Source organism: Microbacterium sp. Root166, assembly GCF_001427145.1.
Taxonomy (GTDB): Bacteria; Actinomycetota; Actinomycetes; order Actinomycetales; family Microbacteriaceae; genus Microbacterium.
The window spans coordinates 1-19,338 of record NZ_LMGL01000004.1 but is presented as its reverse complement, the minus strand read 5'-3'; the positions used below and the strand labels follow the sequence as shown (position 1 = coordinate 19,338).

The window sequence follows — 19,338 nt, the reverse complement described above, 5'->3', positions numbered from 1 at the left end:
CACCCAGGAGACCACGCATGCCCGACCACGTGCTCATCACCGGCGGCGCAGGATTCATCGGCACCCGGCTCGCACGACGCTTCGTCGACGCAGGCCACACGGTCACCGTTCTCGATTCGCTGATCCCTCAGGTCCACGGCTCGGATCCGCAGAGCACCTCGCCGCTGCTGCGCTCGCTCGACGGCATTGCGGACGTCATCGAGGGCACGGTGACCTCGACGGACGATCTGCGGACGGCGCTCGAGGGCGCGACGATCGTGGTCCACCTGGCCGCCGAAACCGGCACCGGGCAGTCGATGTACGAGATCGACCGGTACGTCGATGCCAATGTGGGTGGAACGGCCAAGCTGCTGGACCTCCTGACGAACGAGGCCCACGCTGTCACGCGGCTCGTCATCGCGTCGTCGCGGTCGATCTACGGCGAGGGTGCCTACCGCACCGAGGACGGCCGGATCGTGTATCCGCCCCACCGAGCGGAAGCGGACATGGCCGCCGGCGACTTCGCCGTGCACATTTCCGGCGAAGGCGCTCTGGAGATGGTGCCGACCGACGAGCAGGCCAAGCTGCACCCGTCGTCCGTCTACGGCATCACGAAGCAGATGCAGGAGGCGCTCATCATGACCGTCGCGCCCACGATCGGGATCGAGCCGGTCTCGCTGCGCTACCAGAACGTGTACGGGCCGGGTCAGTCGCTCAAGAACCCGTACACCGGCATCCTTTCGATCTTCTCCACGCTCGTGCGCCAGGGGAAGGACATCAACATCTTCGAGGACGGCCTGGAAAGCCGCGACTTCGTCTACATCGACGACGTCGTCGAGTCGACCTTCCTGGCAGCGACGCTGCCCTCCGCTGCCGGGCACACCATCAATGTCGGAAGCGGGGTGGCGACGACCGTCAACGACGTCGTCGAGGCGCTCTTCGATGCCTTCGGCACCCGAGTGCCGACGACGATCACCGGCAATTACCGGCTCGGAGACATCCGTCACAACGTCGCCGACACCAGGGTTCTCCGCGACGTTCTGGGCTATGAGCCCCAGACGGACTTCCGCACCGGTGTCGCCCGGTTCGTGGAGTGGGTGAAGACCGAGCCGGTCGAGGACAGCGGGTACGAGCGGTCGCTGCAGGAGATGGCCGAACGGAGCCTGCTCAAGTGATGGTCACCGCTCCGACCTCAGCGCGGGCCTTCCCGCACAGCCGCAACAGCCTGAACATGTTCCGCTTGGTCCTCGCCGCGGCGGTGCTGTTCGCGCACGCGTTCTACATCACGGGCAACGGCCACGGGCCGATGCTCCACGGCGAGAACATCGGCGGGTGGGCGGTAGCGGGGTTCTTCGTCCTGAGCGGGTTCCTCATCGCCGGCAGCCGTAGCCGTCACTCCGCAGGAGAGTTCCTCGTGCACCGGATTGCGCGGATCTACCCCGCCTTCCTGGTCTGCCTCGTGCTCACGGCTCTCGTCTTCGCCCCGATCGCCGGGCTCCTCGAACGCGGCGAGCTGGGGGGCTTCATGACGACGCCGGTGACGCCGCTGGAGTACATCTGGGGCAATATCGGCCTGCACGTGCACTCCTACACGATCTCGTGGACGCTGCAGACCGTGCCGTATCCCGGGGCGTGGAACGGGTCGCTCTGGACGCTCTACTACGAGTTCTTCTGCTACATCATCGTGTGGACGCTCGGCTTCCTCGCCATCTTCCGGCGCACCCTGTGGTTCCCTGTCGCCCTGTGGGTCGTGTCGCTCGCCGTGCACGCGAGCATGGGGGTCTGGACGCGCCTCGGGCTCGACCTCGACTTCACCCTGCTGTTCAAGCTGCTGCCGTTCTTCCTCGGCGGCGTCGTCGCGCATGCCGTGTTCGCCCGCTGGGGAATGCACCGGAACATCGGCATCGCATGCCTGGTGGGCTCGCTCGTGCCCATCATCCTGGTGCCCGGCTTCGGCGGCCAGCTGGCCGCACCGCTGCTGGCGTACGGACTGCTCTGGCTGAGCACGGTCGTCCCGCAGCCGAAGATCATCGCGAAGCACGACGTGTCCTACGGCTTCTACATCTACGCCTGGCCGACCGCCCAGCTGCTCATGCTCCTCGGCGCGGCGGGCCTCGGCGTCTGGGCGTTCATGGGCGTCAACGTGCTCGTCACCCTCGTCTTCGCCGTCGCGAGCTGGCTGTTCATCGAACGCCCGGTGCTGAGGGCAGCACGCGGATCACGAACGACCCCCGCGGCACTCGCTCCGGCCACGGCTCCCTGACGTGGCGAGGATCTTCGTCGACCTGCTCTCGCTCACCGGAACGAAGGGCGGGATGGAGACGTACGCCCGCGAGCTCTACCGCCAGCTCGGACGGCTGGCGCCGCAACACGACTACGTGGGTTACTTCAGCAAGGAAGGCTGGGAGCTCGATCGATCGTGGTTCCCGGGCGAGTCGGTCGCATCCGGCATCAGCGGTGAGAACCGTTTCGCCTGGGCATGGGGTGAGTTGACCTGCGGCCGCGCAGCAGCTCGCGCGAAAGCCGACCTGCTTCACTCCCCTATGACGCTCGGACCGTGGCGCACGACGATGCCGGCCGTGATCTCCATGCACGACATGCTCTACTGGAGCCACCCTGAGTACATGTCGACGCCGCTCTACACCGGACCGGTGAAGGCCATGGAGCGTCTCACCTCGCGCAACGCGACCCGCATCCTCACGATCAGCGAAGAGTCGCGGGAGGCGATCGTCCGCTACCTGAAGGTGCCGATCGAACGGATCGACCTCGTCCCCCTCGCGGGAAGCAGCGTGGTCGGGGCCGACCGAGCCAGAGCATCCGAGCACGGAGCCATGGTTCTGGCAACGGGCAACCGGCGCCCGCACAAGAACTGGCCGTCCCTGATTCGCGCGCTTCCCCTCGTGGACCCCGTCGTCCGGCCGAAGGTCGTGATTACAGGAAGCCACGGCGACGATCCGCTCATCGCCGTGGTCGAGGAGACCGGGATGCAGGAGTGGGTCGAGCTGAAGTCCTGGGTCGATGACGACGAGATGCGCGAGCTCTATTCGACGGCGACCGTGCTGGCGATGCCTTCCTTCGCCGACGGCTTCTCCTTGCCTGCACTCGAGGCCATGGGCAGCGGCCTCCCCGTCATGATCAGCGACCTTCCGGTGTACCGCGAGGTCGTCGGTGACGTCGCCCTCTTCACCGACCCGCACGACCTGCAGACGATCGCCGACGCGATGACGACGGCCGCGACGCGTCCGGACGTCCTCGCCGATCTGACCGCACGAGGGTATGAGCGCGCCGCGCTGTTCTCGTGGGAGCGCACCGCGCGCGGAACGCTCGAGTCGTTCGAGCGAGCGCTCGAGACGGGCCGGCGGTAGCCGCCGAGCAGCTGGCCGCTGGCCCGTCTCGACGGATCAGCTCGCGGCGACCCGCTCGATCGTCTCGGCCACCAGGTCGATCCCGTCACGGACCCGGTAGTGGTGGTTGCCGACGAAGAGTCCGTCGACGTCGATCTTGTCGGCAGCCGGCAGGTCGTCAGGAACAACGGCGTCCAGGTGCGCCATCACGGGGTTCCGGGTGAAGTTTCCGGCCACGATGGGGCGGGACTCGATACCGGCGGCGGCGAACGCCTTGACGACATCGGAGCGGCGTCCGGCGAGTGGTCCCTCGAGCACCATCGAGAAGCCGAACCAGCTGCTCTCGCCGGTCTCTCGTTGCGTGCGCACGGCGGAGATGCCGGCGAAGCGCTCGAGGAAGTAGGCGGCGTTGTCGCGGCGACCCGAGATCAGGGCGGGGATCTTCTTCAGCTGCTCGAGGCCGAGGGCACCCTCCATCTCGAGCGGACGCACGTTGTAGCCCGGGAGCACGAAGCGGAACAGATCGTCCCATGCGTCGCCGGTCTTGTTGTGCACGTGGTTCTCGACGGGCAGCTCTCGCGTCCATCCGTGGGACCGCAGCGAGATCATCTCCTGGTAGAGCTGCTCGTCGTCGGTGAGGATGATCCCTCCCTCCATCGTCGCGATGTGATGGGAGAAGAAGGAGCTGAACGTACCGGCGAGGCCCGCCGTGCCGGCATTGATGCCGTCCTTGACGGCGCCCAGGGACTCGCAGTTGTCCTCGAGCAGTACGAGCCCGTGCCGCTGCGAGAGGTCGCGGAGCCGCGGGAAGTCGTTCGGGTTGCCCAGGAGGTTCACCGCGAAGATTGCCTTCGTGCGCGGCCCGACCGCGGCCTCGAGCAGGTCGAGGTCCATGTTGAGCGTGTCGATGTCGATGTCGACGAACTTCGGCCGCAGCCCGTACTGCGTGAGCGGATAGTAGGTGGTGGGCCATGACACGGCGGGCACGAGCACCTCGTCACCGCGGTTGAGGTCGATCCGGGGGTCGAGCACGGCAGCCGCGATGGCGATCAGGTTCGCCGAGCTGCCCGAGTTGACCATGACGGCGAAGCCGGCGCCGAAATGCGCGGCGAACTCGGCCTCGAACTGCTTGACGATCGGCCCCATCGAGAACCGGCCCCCGGCGATGACCCGCTGGAGTGCTGCGTACTCCGCGTCATCCCAGGTGCTGGTGGCGAGCGGATAGGCGGGCGTCGAGGTCATCGGAGGTCTCCTGTTGCGGTGCGGGCGAGGAAGGATCGGTAGCACGAGGCCATTCCGTCGCGGATGTCGGTGCGCGGCGCCCAGCCGTGCTGGCGGGCGAGCGACGAGTCGATGAGCCGCTGCGGGACGCCGCTCGGCTTGGATGTGTCGAATGCGAGTTCGCCGCCGAAGCCGACGACTGCGCCGGCGATCTCGTAGAACTCCCGGATCGAGTGGTCGACGCCGGCGCCGACGTTCATGACCGACGGCCACTCGTTCAACTCGCCGATCGATGCGACGATCCACTCGGCGAGGTCGGGGGCGAAGGTGAATTCACGGCGTGCCGTTCCATCGCCCCACACCTCCACCGACGTTCGCGCTTCCTCTCGCGCGGTGTGCGTCTTGAGGAGGGTGGATGCAATGAGGTGCGACCGGCCGGGCTCGAACGTGTCGCGCGGCCCATACAGGTTCGACGGCAGGATGGCGCGGTAGGCGCGATCGGTCTGCCTGGCCGCGTATCCGACGGCGGTGAGCCCGGTCAGCTTCGCCAGACCGTACCCCTCGTTGGCCGGTTCGAGCGGCCCCGTGAACAGCGCGCCCTCCCCGATGGGGTTGGGTGCGTTCGCGGGGTAAACCGCCGCGGAAGCCGTGTAGAGGTACGCCGGGATGCCGCACCCCACGACGGCGTCCAGGACCGAGGAATCGATGCGGACGTTCTCCATCAGATACGGCAGCGGCCGTGCGATCTTGTCGGCGATGCCGCCGACGAAAGCCGCGGTGTGGATCACGACATCGGGTGCAATCTCGGCGAAAGCCACCCGTGTCGCCTCCGCGTCAGCCAGGTCGACGTCGCGACGCGATACGACCGTCAGGCGGTCGTCAGGGCGTTGCCGGTGCCATGCTTCGGCGATGCTGGAGGCGAGCATGCCGCCTCCGCCGGTGAGGAGAGCGTGCACGTGGGACTAGCTCTGCACCTGGTCGACGAAGTGACTGCCTTCGACCTCGAGCGCCGCGATGTCGGCGTCGACCATGATCTGCGCGAGGCGAGGCGTGTGGATCTTGGGCTCCCAGTCGAGGAGGCTCTTGGCCCGGCCGTAGTCGCCGATGAGGGCGTCGACCTCGGTGGGCCGCAGGTAGCGCTCGTCGAAGCGGACGTACTTCTCCCAGTCGAGGCCGACGTGCTCGAACGAGAACTGCAGGAAGTCCTTGACCGAGTAGGCCGTGTTCGTGGCGAGCACGTAGTCGGTCGGCTCGTCGTGCTGCAGCATCCGCCACATGCCTTCGACGTACTCAGGCGCGTAGCCCCAGTCGCGGACCGCGTCGAGGTTGCCGAGGTAGATCTCGGACTGCAGTCCGGCCTTGATCCGTGCGACGGCGCGCGTGATCTTGCGGGTCACGAAGGTGCCGCCGCGGCGCGGCGACTCGTGGTTGAAGAGGATGCCGTTGACCGCGAAGAGGTCGTACGCCTCGCGATAGTTGCGGGTGATCCAGTACGAGTACACCTTGGCCACCCCGTACGGCGAGCGTGGGTAGAACGGCGTCTCCTCGCTCTGGGGCGGCGGGGTTGCGCCGAACATCTCGGAGCTGGATGCCTGGTAGTAGCGGGTATCGATCTTCGCCGCGCGGATCGCGTCGAGCAGACGAGTACTGCCGAGGCCGGTGATGTCACCCGTGTACTCGGGTTCGTCGAAGCTCACCCGCACGTGCGACTGGGCGGCGAGGTTGTACACCTCGTGCGGCTGGATCTCGTTGAGGAGCGTCACCAGTCGCGAACCGTCGGAGAGGTCGCCGAAGTGGAGGAACAGGCGGTGGTCCTCGGTCTGAGCCGGCTGGTACACGTGGTCGATGCGCTGCGTGTTGAACGACGACGAGCGGCGGATCAGCCCGTGGACCTCGTAGCCCTTCTCCAGAAGCAGCTCGGCGAGATAGCTGCCGTCCTGTCCGGTGATGCCCGTGATGAGGGCGCGCTTCGGTGACGCAGGGGTCTGAGACATGGGTTTCACTCCTGTGGGGCTGGCCGGAAGGCGTAGCTTCAGCGGACGAGTCTATCCGAGGTGACCGAAGCCCTTATCCCGCAACGGGCGACGATGGCATCGAATCAACCGTCCGAACGAGTTCGATGAGATGGGTCACGAGGCCGATAGCCGGCGGAACCAGCAGTGCAGCGGTGAGCCGGGCCTCCATAGGCAATGGAAGCAAAAGGAATCCGACCGTCAGCAACGCGGCGACGAGCCAGCCGGCGGCGTACGGGACGTGGCGACTCTGACTCACGAGCGCCGGACCGGTGATGCACATGAGCGCAACGAGGCCCGCGCTCGCCGTGATCACCGCCATCATCGCCGAGCTGATCTCGAAGCGGCCGGAGGAGACCAGACCGATCACGAACGGGCCGATGAACCACGCCGCCACGGAGAGCAGCAGCACACCTCCCGCTGCTGTGGCGAGAGCGAGAAGGATGCGGCGAAGCATCCCGCGGCCGCCCTCCCGGAAGATCGAGATGAAGTAGCTCTGCAGCGCCAGGAGGGGGACGACGATGGGCGCACGGGTGAGCGTGACGGCGAGGATGAGTCCGGCCAGGACGGCGGTTTCGGACCGGTGCGCGGTGAGGCCGAGGAACATCGGAAGCCCGCTCAGCATGGCACCCATCGACGCCGCCGCCACGACAGTGCCGAGCGTGTGCGCGATGAGCCGACGGAGCCGGACGTCGAGCCGGAAGGCACCGACCACCGTCGGCCGCGTGCGCAGCCAGACCGCGAGGAAAGCCAGGCCGAACGGCACCGAGACGGCAAGCGCGATCCACTCCGGAGCGAGGCCGAGCGCCAGCGCGATCACGACGAGGACGGCGCGGATGCCGGCATCCACGATCGTCAGCCACGCCACCGCGAGCCACAGCCGGAGCCCGTAGAGCACGCCGCTCAGCACCGCGACCATCAGGTAGCCGACGACGCCGATCGCCAGGCACACCGCGAGCGCGACCGTGGAGTCGGGGAGGATCTCGTTGCCGAACAGGAGCGCCAGCACGGCGACGGCCGCGAGCACGACCCCGATCGCGATGAGAGTGAACTGCCGCAGCACCGGCGTCGGCGGCTCGTCGACGACCGGCCTGGCCGCGCGGGTCACCTCCTGCTGGACGCCGGACAGGGCCGCCACGCAGAGGTAGAGGGTCGACCAGTAGACCGAAAAGGCAACATACGCGGCGTCGTCTGTGAGCAGCGCGGGTGCGAGCAGCTGGATCGCGTAGCCCAGCGCCCCCGCGACGACGGTGGCAACGAGGATCGCCCGGAGGCCGGTGCCGGCTGTCTCAGCCTTCATCGCCGGCTCGGCGTTCGGCATCCGGAATCTCTCCGGGAACCGTGCCATTCGCCCTCGGGCCCTCGGTGCCGGCATCCAGCCCGACGCTCTTCCTGAGCTCCTCGACGTCGGCACGCAGGATGGCGACGTCTTCCGCGACCCGCCGCACCTCGTCTTCAGCCTGCGAGAGCTCCCACGAGAGGTGAAGTGCCACTCCCACCAGCAACACGATCGCGAGCGCGAAGATGAGGTTGGCCGGGACCTCCACCCCGAGAAGCTGCGAAAGTCCCAGCAGCAGGCCTGGGAACAGCGCGAGCACCAGAATGACGAGGCCGATGATGATCCAGAGCGTCGCGTACTTCTCACGCAGCTGGCGTCGGAGCAGCAGCGACACGATGATGACCAGCACGAGGACGGCAAGTCCTATGCCCGCGAGGACGATCATGCGCTGACCTCCCCCGCACGCCGACGCCCGCGCATGAGCGCAAGCGTGAGGGCGAAGACCGATCGCAAAAGGTAGATCGTCGCCCCGACGGGGTTCTGACTCGGCTTTCCGTGCGCGCGTGCTCGCATGGCGACCGGGACCTGCGTCACGGTGAGGCCGGAGTGGATCGCGCTGACGAGCGAGTCGACGGTGTCCCCGAGATACTCGGCCGGATAGTAGCGGACGTACTGGTCTATCGCCCGGCGGTTGGCCGCCCGGAAGCCGCTGGTGACATCGGTGAGTCGCGTGCGCGCGACACGGGAGATGACTCCCGCGAGGAAGACCATCGCCCAGCGGCGCGGCCCTTTCGCCTGGTACTCCCCCACATCGGCGAAGCGAGCGCCGATTGAGATGTCGGCGTGACTCAGACCCGCGATGACGTCAGGGATGTCGCGCGGATTGTGCTGCCCATCGGCGTCGACCTGGATTGCACGGTGGTACCCGTGTCGCTGGGCGTATGTGAATCCGGTCCTCATCGCACCGCCCACACCCATGTTGAAGGGCAGCACGAGGACGCGAGCGCCGGCTTCGCGGGCGAACTGGGCAGTTCCGTCGGTCGATCCGTCGTCGACGACGAGCACGTCGTACTCGGCGGATTGATCGAGGATCTCGCGGACGGTGTTCCCGACATTCCGGGACTCGTTCCATGCCGGCACGATGACGAGCGTGCGCTCCGGTGGAAGGGGCATGATCCGGGATCTTATCAGCGGCGGCACGCTCTCCCGTGGCACTGACGCGCCCGGTCGCCCGGGTGACGTTCGACCGCGGCGGGCTACGATGCCTGAGTGAAACGTCCGGGTATCCAGCTGCGACGGATGCTGCTCGCCGCCATCATCCCCCTGCTCGCTTTCGTGTCGCTCGGAGCCTGGGCCTTCAGCTCGCCGGTGGGCTCGAGCCCCGACGACGACTTCCACCTGGCGGCTGTCTGGTGCGGTCTGGGCGAACGCGACGGCCTGTGCGAGAACCCCGATGACGGCTCGCAGGACCGTCTTGTTCCCGCATCGCTGCCCACCGCGCCTTGCTACGCCTTCAACCCCGAGCAGAGCGGTGAGTGCTGGGTCCCCGACGAGTCGGGCCTGATCACCGTCACGCGCGCGAACATCGACGGGCTCTATCCGCCGCTGTTCTACGCGACGATGTCGATCTTCGCGAGCGAGGACATCCAGGCGTCGGTGATGGCGATGCGGCTGTTCAACGCCGCCCTTGCGGTGGGCCTGCTCACCGCCGTCTTCTTCGTCCTGCCCCGCTGGACCAGGCCCGCCCTGATCGTCTCCGTCGCCGCGACGAGTGTGCCCCTCGGCGCGTTCGTGCTGGCATCGACCAACCCTTCCGCGTGGGCGGTGCTGTCGGCAGCCGTCGTCTGGATCGCGCTCTACGGTGCGACCCAGACCGCCGGGCGACGCCGCTACGCTCTGGCTGGGCTCGCCCTGTTCGGCGCGCTGCTCGGAGCCGGCGCACGTGCGGATGCCGCGGTGTACGCGTGCTTCGCCGTCGTTCTCGCCCTCATCCTCGGCGCCCGCCTGCACCGCGATGCACTGATCCCCGCCGTCACCGGCGGAATCATCGTCCTCGTGAGCGCCGTGTTCTATCTCAATGCCGCGCAGGGCGGCGCGGTCGTCACCGGCATGACGGAGGGCAATCCGCCACTCACCGGCGGACAGCTCCTGTCCAATCTCCTGGAGATCCCGTCGCTGTGGATCGGGGCGGTCGGCGGCTGGCATCTGGGCTGGCTCGACACGCGCCTCCCCGCTACGGTGCCGATTCTCGTCATGGTCGTGGTAGCGGGAGCGCTGTTCGTGGGCATCCGCCGGCTCGACCTCCGACGGCTCGTCGCCCTCCTGCTGGTGCTGGCGTCGCTGTGGGTCGTGCCTTTCGTGCTGCTCTACCAGTCGCGCGTCGTCGTCGGCACGATCATCCAGCCGCGATACCTGCTGCCGCTTCTAGTGATCGCGATCGGGGTCGCGTCGCTTCGTCGCGATGCCGAGTCCTCCTGGAACGGCGGTCGGCTCGGCCTCGCCGCCGCCGCACTCACCGTCGCCTTCACGGTGTCGCTGCAGTTCAACATCCAGCGCTACACGACCGGCACGGACGAGTCGAGTCTCGACCCGGGCGCGAACGCCGAGTGGTGGTGGAACGGCGCGCCGAGCCCGGCCTTCGTCTGGGTGCTCGGCTCGCTCGCGTTCGCGGGCATGCTCGCGCTCTTCGCCCTGGCGCTGCCGCGCCCGGAGCGCGAAGCCTCGACGGCGTGGACCGCGGAGCCAGCGCCTGAAGGGTCAGACCGCGCGGTAGCGGAGCCCGTCGCGCAGCCCGCGGAAGAAGGCTCCGATCTTGCGCGGACGGTCCCGCTCGCAGACGATGACCTTGACCCACGCCCGCACGGCGTAGCGGATGTCGTCCCGCAGCCAGCGTCCGCCGCCGAACCTGCGGGCAAGGATCACCCGGTTGCGTGACATGTAGTACTGCCGCAGTGGCGAATAGTTCGACAGATAGACGCGTCGCCCGAAGAACGACCCGGGCACCGAGTCGCCGAATCGGTGATCCAGCAGCGTGTCGTACACCTTCAGGTTGGTGAAGCCCGCCCGCGTCGCCCGAAGGCTGATGTCGTGGTCGACGTAGTCGATGAACAGTGCCTCGTCGTGGAGGCCGATCGTTTCCAGCAGCTGACGCGAGAACAATGCGCCGGAGGAGATGAGGGCGTCGATGGGGGCGCTCCCCTGACCGCGGTCGGCGTCGTAGACGTTTCCCGTCTCGGCGGCGCGGAGAGCGGGACCCACGATCCCGACCGCGATGTCTTCGCGGTCCTGCGCGCGCAGCAGGGCATCGAGCATGCCCGGGGCGACGGTGCTGTCCTGGTCGAAGATCCAGACGTTGTCGGCCCCTTCATCCAGCGCGGCGCGCATGCCCGCGTTGAACCCGGCGGCGACCCCGACGTTGTCGGCCTGATCGAGCACGGTGACAGCCGGATCCCCGAGGGAGTCGAGAAGGCGTCGCGACGCCGCGTCGGGCGAGTTGTTCACGACGAACACGCGCGGCACCTGCTCGCGCAGTGCGCGGATGTTCCCGAGGATCTCGTCGGTCGGGTGATACGCGAGCACGACACCGGCGACCATCCGCGCCCCGCCAGGTCGCTGATCGCCGGCAGGGGTGGATCGCTGGGTCGACGAGGGCATGGTGCCCCATCGTACAACCCTCACCCAGGGAGCCCGAGGCCACGGGCGGTATAGTTGGAGGCCGTGTCCGACGAGAGAAAGCACCAGTGACGAGTGGATAAGGGAGTTCCCGGCAGGTTCGCGCGCCTGCGCCAGGAACCCTTGATCTCGACCACCGGCTCGGGTGGGCTGCGAGGCACGTGGGGTTCGCTGCGAGCGGTCCTCGCCCACCGGCAGCTCCTCGGCCTCCTCGTCCGTCGCGACATTAAAGCGCGCTACAAGGACAGCGTCCTCGGCCTGCTCTGGACCCTGATCAACCCCATCGTGCAGCTCATCATCTACTACGTGGTGATGGGCAAGATCCTCGGCGCCGCGCGCGGCATCCCGGACTTCGCGATCTACGTCTTCGCGGGCCTGACCATCTACGGCCTGTTCTCCGAGACGCTCTCCAGTACGACAGCGTCGATCGTCGCGAATTCCGGTCTCGTCAAGAAGGTCTACGTGCCGCGGGAGGTCTTCCCGATCTCGGCGGCCGGCTCGTCCCTCTTCACTTTCGCCGTCCAGGTCGTCGTCCTCATCGCCGCATGCTTCCTTCTGGCCACCGCGCCGCTCGGGCCCGGACTGCTGTACTTCATCCCCTCCGTGCTGATCGTCGTCGTGTACGGGCTGGGGCTGGGGCTCCTCTTCTCCGCCTTGAACGTCTATCTCCGCGACGTGCAGTACCTGACTCAAATCCTGCTGATGCTGTCGCTGTGGGCGTCCCCCATCGTCTACGGCTGGACCATGGTGGCCGACATCATCCGAGATGCCGGTCTGCCGTCCTGGCTGCTCGAGGTCTACACCAACAATCCGCTGACGCTGGCTGTTCTGGGCTTCCACCGCACCTTCTGGATGGCGGGCACGGATGCCGACTACCCGCCGGATCTGCCTCTTCGCATGCTCATCGCCCTTCTGGTCGGCGCCGTCCTCCTCTGGATCTGCCAGCGTACGTTCGCTCGGCTCCAGGGCAACTTCGCGCAGGAGCTGTGACATGACGGAATCAGACCTCGGCCAGCTCGACGCACCCCCGATCGTCGTCATCGAGGACGTCTCGAAGACCTTCGTCCTCCGCAAGGACAACTCGCTGAAGGAGCGGATCGTCACGCTCGGGCGGCGCGGACGGACGCACCGCGAGGAGTTCGAGGCGCTGCGGGACGTCTCACTCACCATCCACGCCGGCACGACCATCGGGCTGATCGGCACGAACGGCTCGGGGAAGAGCACCCTCCTCAAGGTGATCGGCGGGATCGTCGACCCGAGCTCCGGCCGAGTGATGCGGCGCGGACGGCTCGCCGCCCTGCTGGAGTTGGGTGCCGGGTTCCACCCCGACCTCTCCGGGCGCGACAACGTCTACCTCAACGCATCCATCCTCGGCCTGTCGAAGGCCGAGACGGACGCGCAGTTCGACAGCATCGTCGCCTTCGCCGAGATCGGCGACTTCATCGACACCCAGGTGAAGTTCTACTCGTCGGGCATGTACGTGCGCCTCGCCTTCGCCGTGGCCGTGCACACCGACCCCGACCTCCTGCTCGTCGACGAGGTGCTCGCCGTCGGCGACGAGGCGTTCCAGCGCAAGTGCATGGACAAGATCCGGCAGTTCCAGCGCGAAGGCCGGACCATCATCCTCGTCTCGCATTCGGCGGCTCAAGTCATGGACATCTGCGATCAGGGCGTGGTCCTTCGCAACGGTGAGGTCGCTTTCATCGGCTCCGCGGTCGACGCCATCACCGTCCACCGCGAGATCCTCGAGGGCAAGCGCAAGGACACGCTCGAGCACGAGCGGATCGCCGAGTCTGAGGCGCGTGAAGCGGCGGACCTTCCCGCCGAGCCTTCGGCGCCGCGGCCCACCATCACGTCTCTCACCGTGCGGGACCTCGACGGGATCGAGACCGATCACTTCCCCAACGTCGGCGGCCTCATCATCGAGATCGGCGTCGACCACCCGACCTCCATGGAGCGCTGGCACTCGGGCATCAGCATCGACACGTCGCAAGGCCACCAGGTGTTCAACACCGGCACGCGCCTCATGGAGACGCCCCACGGGCCGCACGCGGCGGGCCTGACAACACTGCGCTACGTGATCTCCGATCTGGCGTTGGGGGGCGGTCAGTACTTCGTCAACGCCGAGATCACGAACGAAGACGGTGATTCGTGGGACGCGCGCTGGCTGGCCGCATCGTTCTTCGTCCCGGTGGTGCGCCGCCAGAACGGAAGCGCCTACGCGCGCGCCGAGGTCGAAGAGGCCTGACGCCGTTGCCGGTCCTCAGCCGCGGCGCTTGCTGATCGCCTGCCCGAGCGGCGACGACCGGCCGACGGCACGCCGCACGACGGCAGTCGCTTCCGGCAGGTGCATGTTGGCGTAGATCCTGACGAGATCGATGATCCGCCCCTTGCCGACGAAACCCGTGCCGCTGCGCAGAAGCTGGATCTGCTCGACCATGTCGCCGGGCACTTCGGCGGCGAGCTGATCGAGCTTGTACTCCAGAGCGGTATGACTGACGGACATGTACTCGGTGGTCGCGACGGTCCGCGTATGGAATCCGAGCTCGCCCGCGGCGTAGGACGGCATCCGCTCGAGCACGTGGGCGAGGCCGCCGTCCTGGTACGCCTCTGCACCGCCGAAGTCCTCATACGTCCAGTCGCGGTCCACCATGAGCCGCAGCGCCTTCGGCCGCGCGATGAACATCCCGCCGAAAGGCGCGAGCGGCGACACGTCGTCGAGGGGCACCCGGACGCCGAGAGTCTCCGCCAGTGCGGCGAACGGCTTCTTGTTCGCCCACCAGGCGCGGCCCATCGTCGGGTAGCCGATGTGGATCATCGGGGGGTAGACCAGGCCGAGGCCGGGCTCCTTCTGGAACAGGGCGAGGACGTTCGCGGTGTAGCCGGGGCTGTTCAGCAGGTTGTCGAACTGCTGCCGCCGGAAATGGCGCCCGATGTTGTGCCCGTCCTGCGGCGTCTTCTTCGAGTGGAGCTTCACCACGAGGTCGTACTCGTCGCCGAGCAGCAAGTCGCGGCATCCGATCAGGAAAGCGCTCTGGTCGCGGCCCTCGTTGCTCACCACGCGCACCTCGAAGGCTCGATGCCGGCGCGGCCGACCAGCGACGATGGCGCGGATCGCCTCGGCCTTCGTCTCGTCGGCAGTGGTGACGATCAGGTCATACCCCTCGGGCAGGGTGTCGACCCGGTCGAGCATCTCGTCGGCGAGTTCCGGGTAGAAGACGTGCAGCAGCGCGGCGATCCGGAGCGGCGCGTCGCGGTTATACGTCAGGTCCACGTCCGGCAGCACTTCGAGCATGCCCGCGTCGGCGTTGAGCACCTTCGGCTCGACGTTGCGCGCGAGGTCCTGCCAGATGAGCTCCAGTGGGTAGCCGTAGGCCTCGACGCCCTGGAGGATCTCCCGGCCGATCACGGCGTGGCGGTCGAGGAACGGTGGGTAGTGGAAGAAGGGGCGCCGCTTGAGGATCGGGCAGCCGTCGTCGATCAGGAGATCCGGGTTGAACAGCGCCGGGTGCTCAGTGGGGTAGTCGGCGCTCGGAAAGGCCGCCTCCGCGGTGAAGCCGCGCTCGGTGAAGTGCTCCGTGAAGATCGCCTCGTGCTTGAGCACGGCGTCGAAATAGTCCGGCATGGCGGGCAGATCGCGCCAGTACGCGCTCCAGGCCTCTGACGTGAACATCGCGCGCCGTACCGCGATCCAGAAGGACTGGAGGTGGTACGGGAGGGATCCCTCCCCCGTGAACGGGTTCACCTCTTCGCGCGCGTGGTCCGTCATCCCCCAGAAGTCGACGGGCCGCCCAGCCATGCGCTCGAACACCGGCGCGAAGTCGCGGATCGGACCGAACCAGGTGTCGTTGGTCAGGACGATCTCATCGAAGTCCGCCACGCGATCGCCGAGGTGCGCCAGCGCGTCCTTGTGCGCCCAGATGTCGTATCCGGCGTTCTCACGGACGAGGATGTCGTCGGCGGTGGCTTCCAGCGCGACGCGACCCTGTTCAGAGAGCGACCCGTTCACCACCGCAAGGATGTGCGAAGCGTGTTCGCGCATACCCTCCAGGGCATACGGGATATAGTCCTCGACGTCTCCCCGGCGGTCGTAGACCACGTAGATGATCGCGCGCCGTGCCGCCGCTGGGGTTTCCGACTCCGAGTCGGGGACTGCAATCTGGCTGCGCTCGGGCTTGTTCAAGAGGGGGACTCCGCCGATCCATTGTGCGCGGGGCGAGCGGCTCGGACGCGCCATCGGTGATCAGCGCCCCGCGCCGACGATTCTATCGGCAGTCACTGATGAGCCAGTGTGAAACGATGGTGGATGTGAAAGGCATCATCCTCGCGGGCGGCAGTGGTACGCGGCTTCATCCGATCACCCTCGGAGTCTCCAAGCAACTGATCCCCGTCTACGACAAGCCCATGGTGTATTACCCGCTGTCGACGCTCATGCTGGCCGGCGTCCGCGACATCCTTGTGATCACCACCCCCCACGACGCCCCGTTCTTCGAGCGGCTCCTCGGCGACGGCTCCCAGTTCGGCGTCTCCCTGACCTTCGCACAGCAGCCGTCCCCGGACGGCCTGGCACAGGCGTTCACGATCGGCGCCGACTTCATCGGCTCCGACAAGGTGGCGCTCGTGCTCGGAGACAACTTGATCTACGGCCCCGGCCTCGGTTCGCAGCTCAAGCGCTACGCCGACGTCGACGGCGGTGCGGTCTTCGCCTACTGGGTGTCCGACCCGCAGGCCTACGGCGTCGTCGAGTTCGACGTCGCCGGCACCGCCATCTCCCTCGAGGAGAAGCCGGCCGCCCCCAAGAGCAACTACGCCGTGCCGGGCCTCTACTTCTATGACAACGACGTCGTCGCGATCGCGCGCGACCTCGAGCCGAGTCCCCGGGGCGAGTACGAGATCACCGACGTCAACCGCGCCTACTTGGAGCGCGGAAAACTCTCGGTCGAGGTCATGCCGCGCGGCACCGCGTGGCTCGACACCGGCACGTTCGATCAGATGACGGATGCCGCCGAGTACGTCCGCACCATCGAGCGTCGCACCGGCATGAAGATCGGCTCGCCGGAGGAGGTCGGCTGGCGTCAGGGCTTCCTCACCGACGACGAACTGCGCGAACGCGCGACGAAGCTCGTGAAGTCCGGCTACGGCTCCTACCTGCTCGAGATCCTGGAAAGGGGTCGCTGATGTCGAAGCTGCTCGTCACCGGTGGCGCCGGCTTCATCGGCTCCAACTTCGTCCACCATGTCGTCGGCCATACCGACCACCACGTCACCGTCCTCGACGCGCTCACGTACGCCGGCAACGAGGCGTCTCTCGCGGGTCTCCCCCAGGATCGCGTGACGTTCGTGAAGGGCGACATCACCGATGCCGCGCTCGTCGACGATCTGTTCGCGGATGCCGATGCCGTGGTCCACTACGCGGCGGAGTCGCACAACGACAACTCGCTGCACAACCCGCGCCCATTCCTCGACACGAACATCATCGGCACGTACACGCTGCTCGAGGCCGCGCGCCGGCACGACCGCCGCTTCCACCACATCTCGACCGACGAGGTCTACGGCGACCTCGAGCTGGACGACCCCGCCCGGTTCACGGAGCAGACCCCGTACAACCCCTCATCGCCCTACTCATCGACCAAGGCGGGCAGTGACCTGCTCGTGCGGGCGTGGGTGCGATCGTTCGGCGTGCGCGCCACGATCTCCAACTGCTCCAACAACTACGGCCCCTACCAGCACGTCGAGAAGTTCATCCCGCGTCAGATCACCAACGTCATCCGCGGCATCCGCCCCAAGCTCTACGGCGCAGGCGAGAACGTGCGCGACTGGATCCACGCCGACGACCACTCCTCGGCCGTTCTGACGATCCTCGACAAGGGTGAGATCGGCGAGACCTACCTCATCGGGGCCGACGGCGAGAAGAACAACAAGGACGTCGTCGAGCTCATCCTCGAGCTCATGGGCGAGCCCAGAGACGCCTACGACCACGTCACCGATCGCGCCGGTCACGACCTGCGCTACGCGATCGACTCGACCAAGCTGCGCACGGAACTCGGCTGGACGCCCCAGTACGGCGACTTCGAGGCCGGCCTGACCGCGACGATCCAGTGGTACCGCGAGAACGAGTCGTGGTGGGCGGGCGCCAAGGACGGCGTCGAGGCGTTCTACGCGTCGAAGGGCCAGTGATGGCGGAGTTCGGCAAGCAGCTCGCGGTCGTCCAAACCTCCATCCCGGGTCTGGTCGTCTTCGAGCTGCCGGTACACGGCGATGCACGTGGCTGGTTCAAGGAGAACTGGCAGCGCGAGAAGATGCTCGCGCTGGGCCTGCCTGACTTCGGGCCCGTGCAGAACAACATCTCGTTCAACGACGAGCGCGGCACCACCCGCGGCATCCACGCGGAGCCCTGGGACAAGTGGGTCTCGGTCGCGACGGGACGGATCTTCGGGGCGTGGGTCGACCTGCGCGAGGGACCGACGTTCGGGGCGGTCTTCACGACCGAGCTCGACCCGTCCCGCGCGATCTTCGTCCCCCGCGGCGTGGGCAACTCGTACCAGACGCTCGAGGCCGACACCGCGTACACGTACCTGGTGAACGACCACTGGTCGCCGAACGCGTCGTACTCCTTCCTCAACCTCGCGGATGAGACTGCTGCCATCGCCTGGCCGATCCCGCTCGAAGAGGTCGAGATCTCGCCGAAGGACCTCGCCCACCCCCGACTCGACGAGGTGACTCCCGTCCCCCCGCGCAAGATCCTCGTCGTCGGAGCCGGCGGCCAGCTCGGGCTGGCGCTGCGCGACGAGTTCGCCGGCCACGGTCCTGTCGAGTATGCGACCCGCGCGGACCTCGACCTCACTGACCCGGAACTCGCATCGGCCCGGCGCTGGCGCGACTACGGCACGATCGTGAACGCCTCGGCCTATACCGCCGTCGACACCGCGGAGACAGCAGAGGGCAGGCGCGACGCGTGGGCCGCCAACGTCTCGGGCACGGCTGCCCTCGCCCGCATCGCGGCCGAGAACGGCATCACGCTCATCCACGTCTCGAGCGACTACGTGTTCGACGGCTCCTCGGAGAGCGCATACCGCGAGAGCGACGCGCTGAGCCCCCTCGGCGTCTACGGCCAGACCAAGGCCGCGGGCGACGCCGCCGTGGCCACCGTTCCGCGTCACTACATCGTGCGGACCTCATGGGTGATCGGCGAAGGCAAGAACTTCGTACGGACGATGGCCTCGCTGGCCGAGCGCGGCATCGACCCGCGGGTCGTCGACGACCAAGTCGGACGCCTGACCTTCACCGATGACATCGCACGCGGCATCCGGCACCTGCTGGAGTCGGGAGCGCCCTTCGGCGTCTACAACCTCACGGGTGCGGGCGAGCCTGCGTCATGGGCGGATGTCGCACGCCGGGTGTTCGAGCTGACCGGGAACGACACAGCCCGCGTGACCGGCGTCTCGACGGAGGAGTACTTCGCGTCGGCGGCCGGGCCCGTCGCTCCCCGCCCGCGCAACAGCGTGCTCGACCTCGCCAAGCTCCAGGACAGCGGCTTCACGCCACGGTCATGGGATGCCGCTCTCGCCGACTATCTCGCGAGCTGATCTGCAGCATCCCGGACGCGGTCACGGGAACCGGGCGATCCCGCCGGCTACGGTCACCACACCGCCCTGGAACGCCTGCGTGTAGTTGCCGGTCGCCGGGTCTGCCGACGGCGCGCCCGTCGGGAACCCGAGGTCTCCGTACTCGCGGCCCCACGACGACCACAGCGACAGCACCGCCGTCGGCACCGCGAACGAACCAGAAGTGCTTCGCACGACCCAGCCGCCCTGGAACGGCTGATAACAGCC

General features: G+C 67.5%; 17 protein-coding genes and 1 pseudogene. 9 read left to right on the top strand and 9 right to left on the bottom strand.

Features of this window, described 5'->3' with window-relative positions; genetic code table 11:
- Positions 1-17 precede the first annotated feature (17 nt).
- Genes ASD56_RS14400 through ASD56_RS14390 form a run of 3 tightly spaced genes read left to right on the top strand, consistent with a single transcriptional unit; the run spans position 18 to position 3,344 of the window.
- Positions 18-1,154 carry an NAD-dependent epimerase/dehydratase family protein gene (locus ASD56_RS14400; protein WP_055967339.1) on the top strand — a complete coding sequence of 379 codons (1,137 nt, stop codon included), beginning with the start codon at positions 18-20 and terminating at the stop codon, positions 1,152-1,154.
- Entirely contained in the window at positions 1,154-2,242 is a 1,089-nt protein-coding gene (locus ASD56_RS14395; protein WP_055967336.1) for an acyltransferase family protein, read from the top strand. Before ASD56_RS14400 ends, ASD56_RS14395 begins: the two co-directional genes overlap by 1 nt.
- 1 nt (position 2,243) lies before the next feature.
- Positions 2,244-3,344, top strand: a complete 1,101-nt coding sequence (locus tag ASD56_RS14390; RefSeq protein ID WP_055967333.1) for a glycosyltransferase family 4 protein — start codon at positions 2,244-2,246, stop codon at positions 3,342-3,344.
- Positions 3,345-3,380: 36 nt separating this feature from the next.
- On the opposite strand, the gene ASD56_RS14385 is transcribed toward ASD56_RS14390, so the two are convergent.
- The 6 genes from ASD56_RS14385 to ASD56_RS14360 all read right to left on the bottom strand — a co-directional run bounded on the left by ASD56_RS14385 (position 3,381) and on the right by ASD56_RS14360 (position 9,008).
- Complete coding sequence (locus ASD56_RS14385; protein ID WP_055967330.1) at positions 3,381-4,565, bottom strand: DegT/DnrJ/EryC1/StrS family aminotransferase; 1,185 nt, start codon at positions 4,563-4,565, stop codon at positions 3,381-3,383.
- On the bottom strand, positions 4,562-5,500 hold the full coding sequence (locus ASD56_RS14380; protein ID WP_055967327.1) for an NAD-dependent epimerase/dehydratase family protein: 939 nt from the start codon (positions 5,498-5,500) through the stop codon (positions 4,562-4,564). The genes ASD56_RS14385 and ASD56_RS14380 overlap by 4 nt, the downstream gene beginning before the upstream one ends.
- Before the next feature lie 6 nt (positions 5,501-5,506).
- Entirely contained in the window at positions 5,507-6,538 is a 1,032-nt protein-coding gene (gene gmd / locus ASD56_RS14375) for a GDP-mannose 4,6-dehydratase (protein WP_055967324.1), read from the bottom strand.
- Between the two features lie 73 nt (positions 6,539-6,611).
- The gene (locus ASD56_RS14370) at positions 6,612-7,877 is read right to left on the bottom strand and encodes a hypothetical protein (protein WP_055967321.1); all 1,266 of its coding nucleotides are present in this window, start codon (positions 7,875-7,877) and stop codon (positions 6,612-6,614) included.
- The gene (locus ASD56_RS14365) at positions 7,846-8,280 is read right to left on the bottom strand and encodes a DUF2304 domain-containing protein (protein WP_055967318.1); all 435 of its coding nucleotides are present in this window, start codon (positions 8,278-8,280) and stop codon (positions 7,846-7,848) included. The genes ASD56_RS14370 and ASD56_RS14365 overlap by 32 nt, the downstream gene beginning before the upstream one ends.
- Positions 8,277-9,008, bottom strand: a complete 732-nt coding sequence (locus tag ASD56_RS14360) for a glycosyltransferase family 2 protein (protein ID WP_055967315.1) — start codon at positions 9,006-9,008, stop codon at positions 8,277-8,279. Before ASD56_RS14360 ends, ASD56_RS14365 begins: the two co-directional genes overlap by 4 nt.
- A gap of 96 nt (positions 9,009-9,104) precedes the next feature.
- Here ASD56_RS14360 and ASD56_RS16530 point away from each other — a divergent pair, with 96 nt between their 5' ends.
- Positions 9,105-10,769: a DUF2142 domain-containing protein gene (locus tag ASD56_RS16530; protein WP_157536131.1), complete on the top strand. Its 1,665-nt coding sequence runs from the start codon at positions 9,105-9,107 to the stop codon at positions 10,767-10,769.
- Between the two features lie 333 nt (positions 10,770-11,102).
- On the opposite strand, the pseudogene ASD56_RS16650 reads toward ASD56_RS16530, so the two are convergent.
- A pseudogene (locus tag ASD56_RS16650) lies at positions 11,103-11,429 on the bottom strand (glycosyltransferase); the annotation flags it as partial.
- Between the two features lie 201 nt (positions 11,430-11,630).
- Between ASD56_RS16650 and ASD56_RS14350 the strand changes: the two are divergent.
- Together ASD56_RS14350 and ASD56_RS14345 are read left to right on the top strand one after the other, a co-directional pair.
- Positions 11,631-12,497, top strand: a complete 867-nt coding sequence (locus ASD56_RS14350; RefSeq protein WP_235565737.1) for an ABC transporter permease — start codon at positions 11,631-11,633, stop codon at positions 12,495-12,497.
- Between the two features lies 1 nt (position 12,498).
- Entirely contained in the window at positions 12,499-13,755 is a 1,257-nt protein-coding gene (locus ASD56_RS14345) for an ABC transporter ATP-binding protein (RefSeq protein WP_055967309.1), read from the top strand.
- Positions 13,756-13,770: 15 nt separating this feature from the next.
- On the opposite strand, the gene ASD56_RS14340 is transcribed toward ASD56_RS14345, so the two are convergent.
- On the bottom strand, positions 13,771-15,690 hold the full coding sequence (locus ASD56_RS14340) for a rhamnan synthesis F family protein (protein WP_055967306.1): 1,920 nt from the start codon (positions 15,688-15,690) through the stop codon (positions 13,771-13,773).
- 125 nt (positions 15,691-15,815) lie between these two features.
- On the opposite strand from ASD56_RS14340, the gene rfbA reads away from it, so the two are divergent.
- Genes rfbA through rfbD form a run of 3 tightly spaced genes read left to right on the top strand, consistent with a single transcriptional unit; the run spans position 15,816 to position 19,092 of the window.
- On the top strand, positions 15,816-16,685 hold the full coding sequence (gene rfbA / locus ASD56_RS14335; protein ID WP_055968122.1) for a glucose-1-phosphate thymidylyltransferase RfbA: 870 nt from the start codon (positions 15,816-15,818) through the stop codon (positions 16,683-16,685).
- Entirely contained in the window at positions 16,685-17,683 is a 999-nt protein-coding gene (rfbB, locus tag ASD56_RS14330; RefSeq protein ID WP_055967303.1) for a dTDP-glucose 4,6-dehydratase, read from the top strand. Before rfbA ends, rfbB begins: the two co-directional genes overlap by 1 nt.
- A complete protein-coding gene (gene rfbD / locus ASD56_RS14325; RefSeq protein ID WP_055967301.1) occupies positions 17,683-19,092 on the top strand; it encodes a dTDP-4-dehydrorhamnose reductase in 1,410 nt (469 codons plus the stop codon). Before rfbB ends, rfbD begins: the two co-directional genes overlap by 1 nt.
- Positions 19,093-19,113: 21 nt before the next feature.
- On the opposite strand, the gene ASD56_RS14320 is transcribed toward rfbD, so the two are convergent.
- Positions 19,114-19,338: LGFP repeat-containing protein (locus ASD56_RS14320; protein WP_055967298.1), on the bottom strand; the 225-nt coding region annotated here is incomplete at its 5' end.

Coding starts and splice junctions, on each gene's coding strand:
- ASD56_RS14365 (WP_055967318.1), bottom strand. CDS start 8,280: ATGATCGTCCTCGCGGGCATAGGACTTGCCGTCCTCGTGCTGGTCATC.
- ASD56_RS14360 (WP_055967315.1), bottom strand. CDS start 9,008: ATGCCCCTTCCACCGGAGCGCACGCTCGTCATCGTGCCGGCATGGAAC.
- gmd (WP_055967324.1), bottom strand. CDS start 6,538: ATGTCTCAGACCCCTGCGTCACCGAAGCGCGCCCTCATCACGGGCATC.
- ASD56_RS14385 (WP_055967330.1), bottom strand. CDS start 4,565: ATGACCTCGACGCCCGCCTATCCGCTCGCCACCAGCACCTGGGATGAC.
- rfbB (WP_055967303.1), top strand. CDS start 16,685: ATGTCGAAGCTGCTCGTCACCGGTGGCGCCGGCTTCATCGGCTCCAAC.
- ASD56_RS14395 (WP_055967336.1), top strand. CDS start 1,154: ATGGTCACCGCTCCGACCTCAGCGCGGGCCTTCCCGCACAGCCGCAAC.
- rfbD (WP_055967301.1), top strand. CDS start 17,683: ATGGCGGAGTTCGGCAAGCAGCTCGCGGTCGTCCAAACCTCCATCCCG.
- ASD56_RS14370 (WP_055967321.1), bottom strand. CDS start 7,877: ATGCCGAACGCCGAGCCGGCGATGAAGGCTGAGACAGCCGGCACCGGC.
- ASD56_RS14345 (WP_055967309.1), top strand. CDS start 12,499: ATGACGGAATCAGACCTCGGCCAGCTCGACGCACCCCCGATCGTCGTC.
- ASD56_RS14400 (WP_055967339.1), top strand. CDS start 18: ATGCCCGACCACGTGCTCATCACCGGCGGCGCAGGATTCATCGGCACC.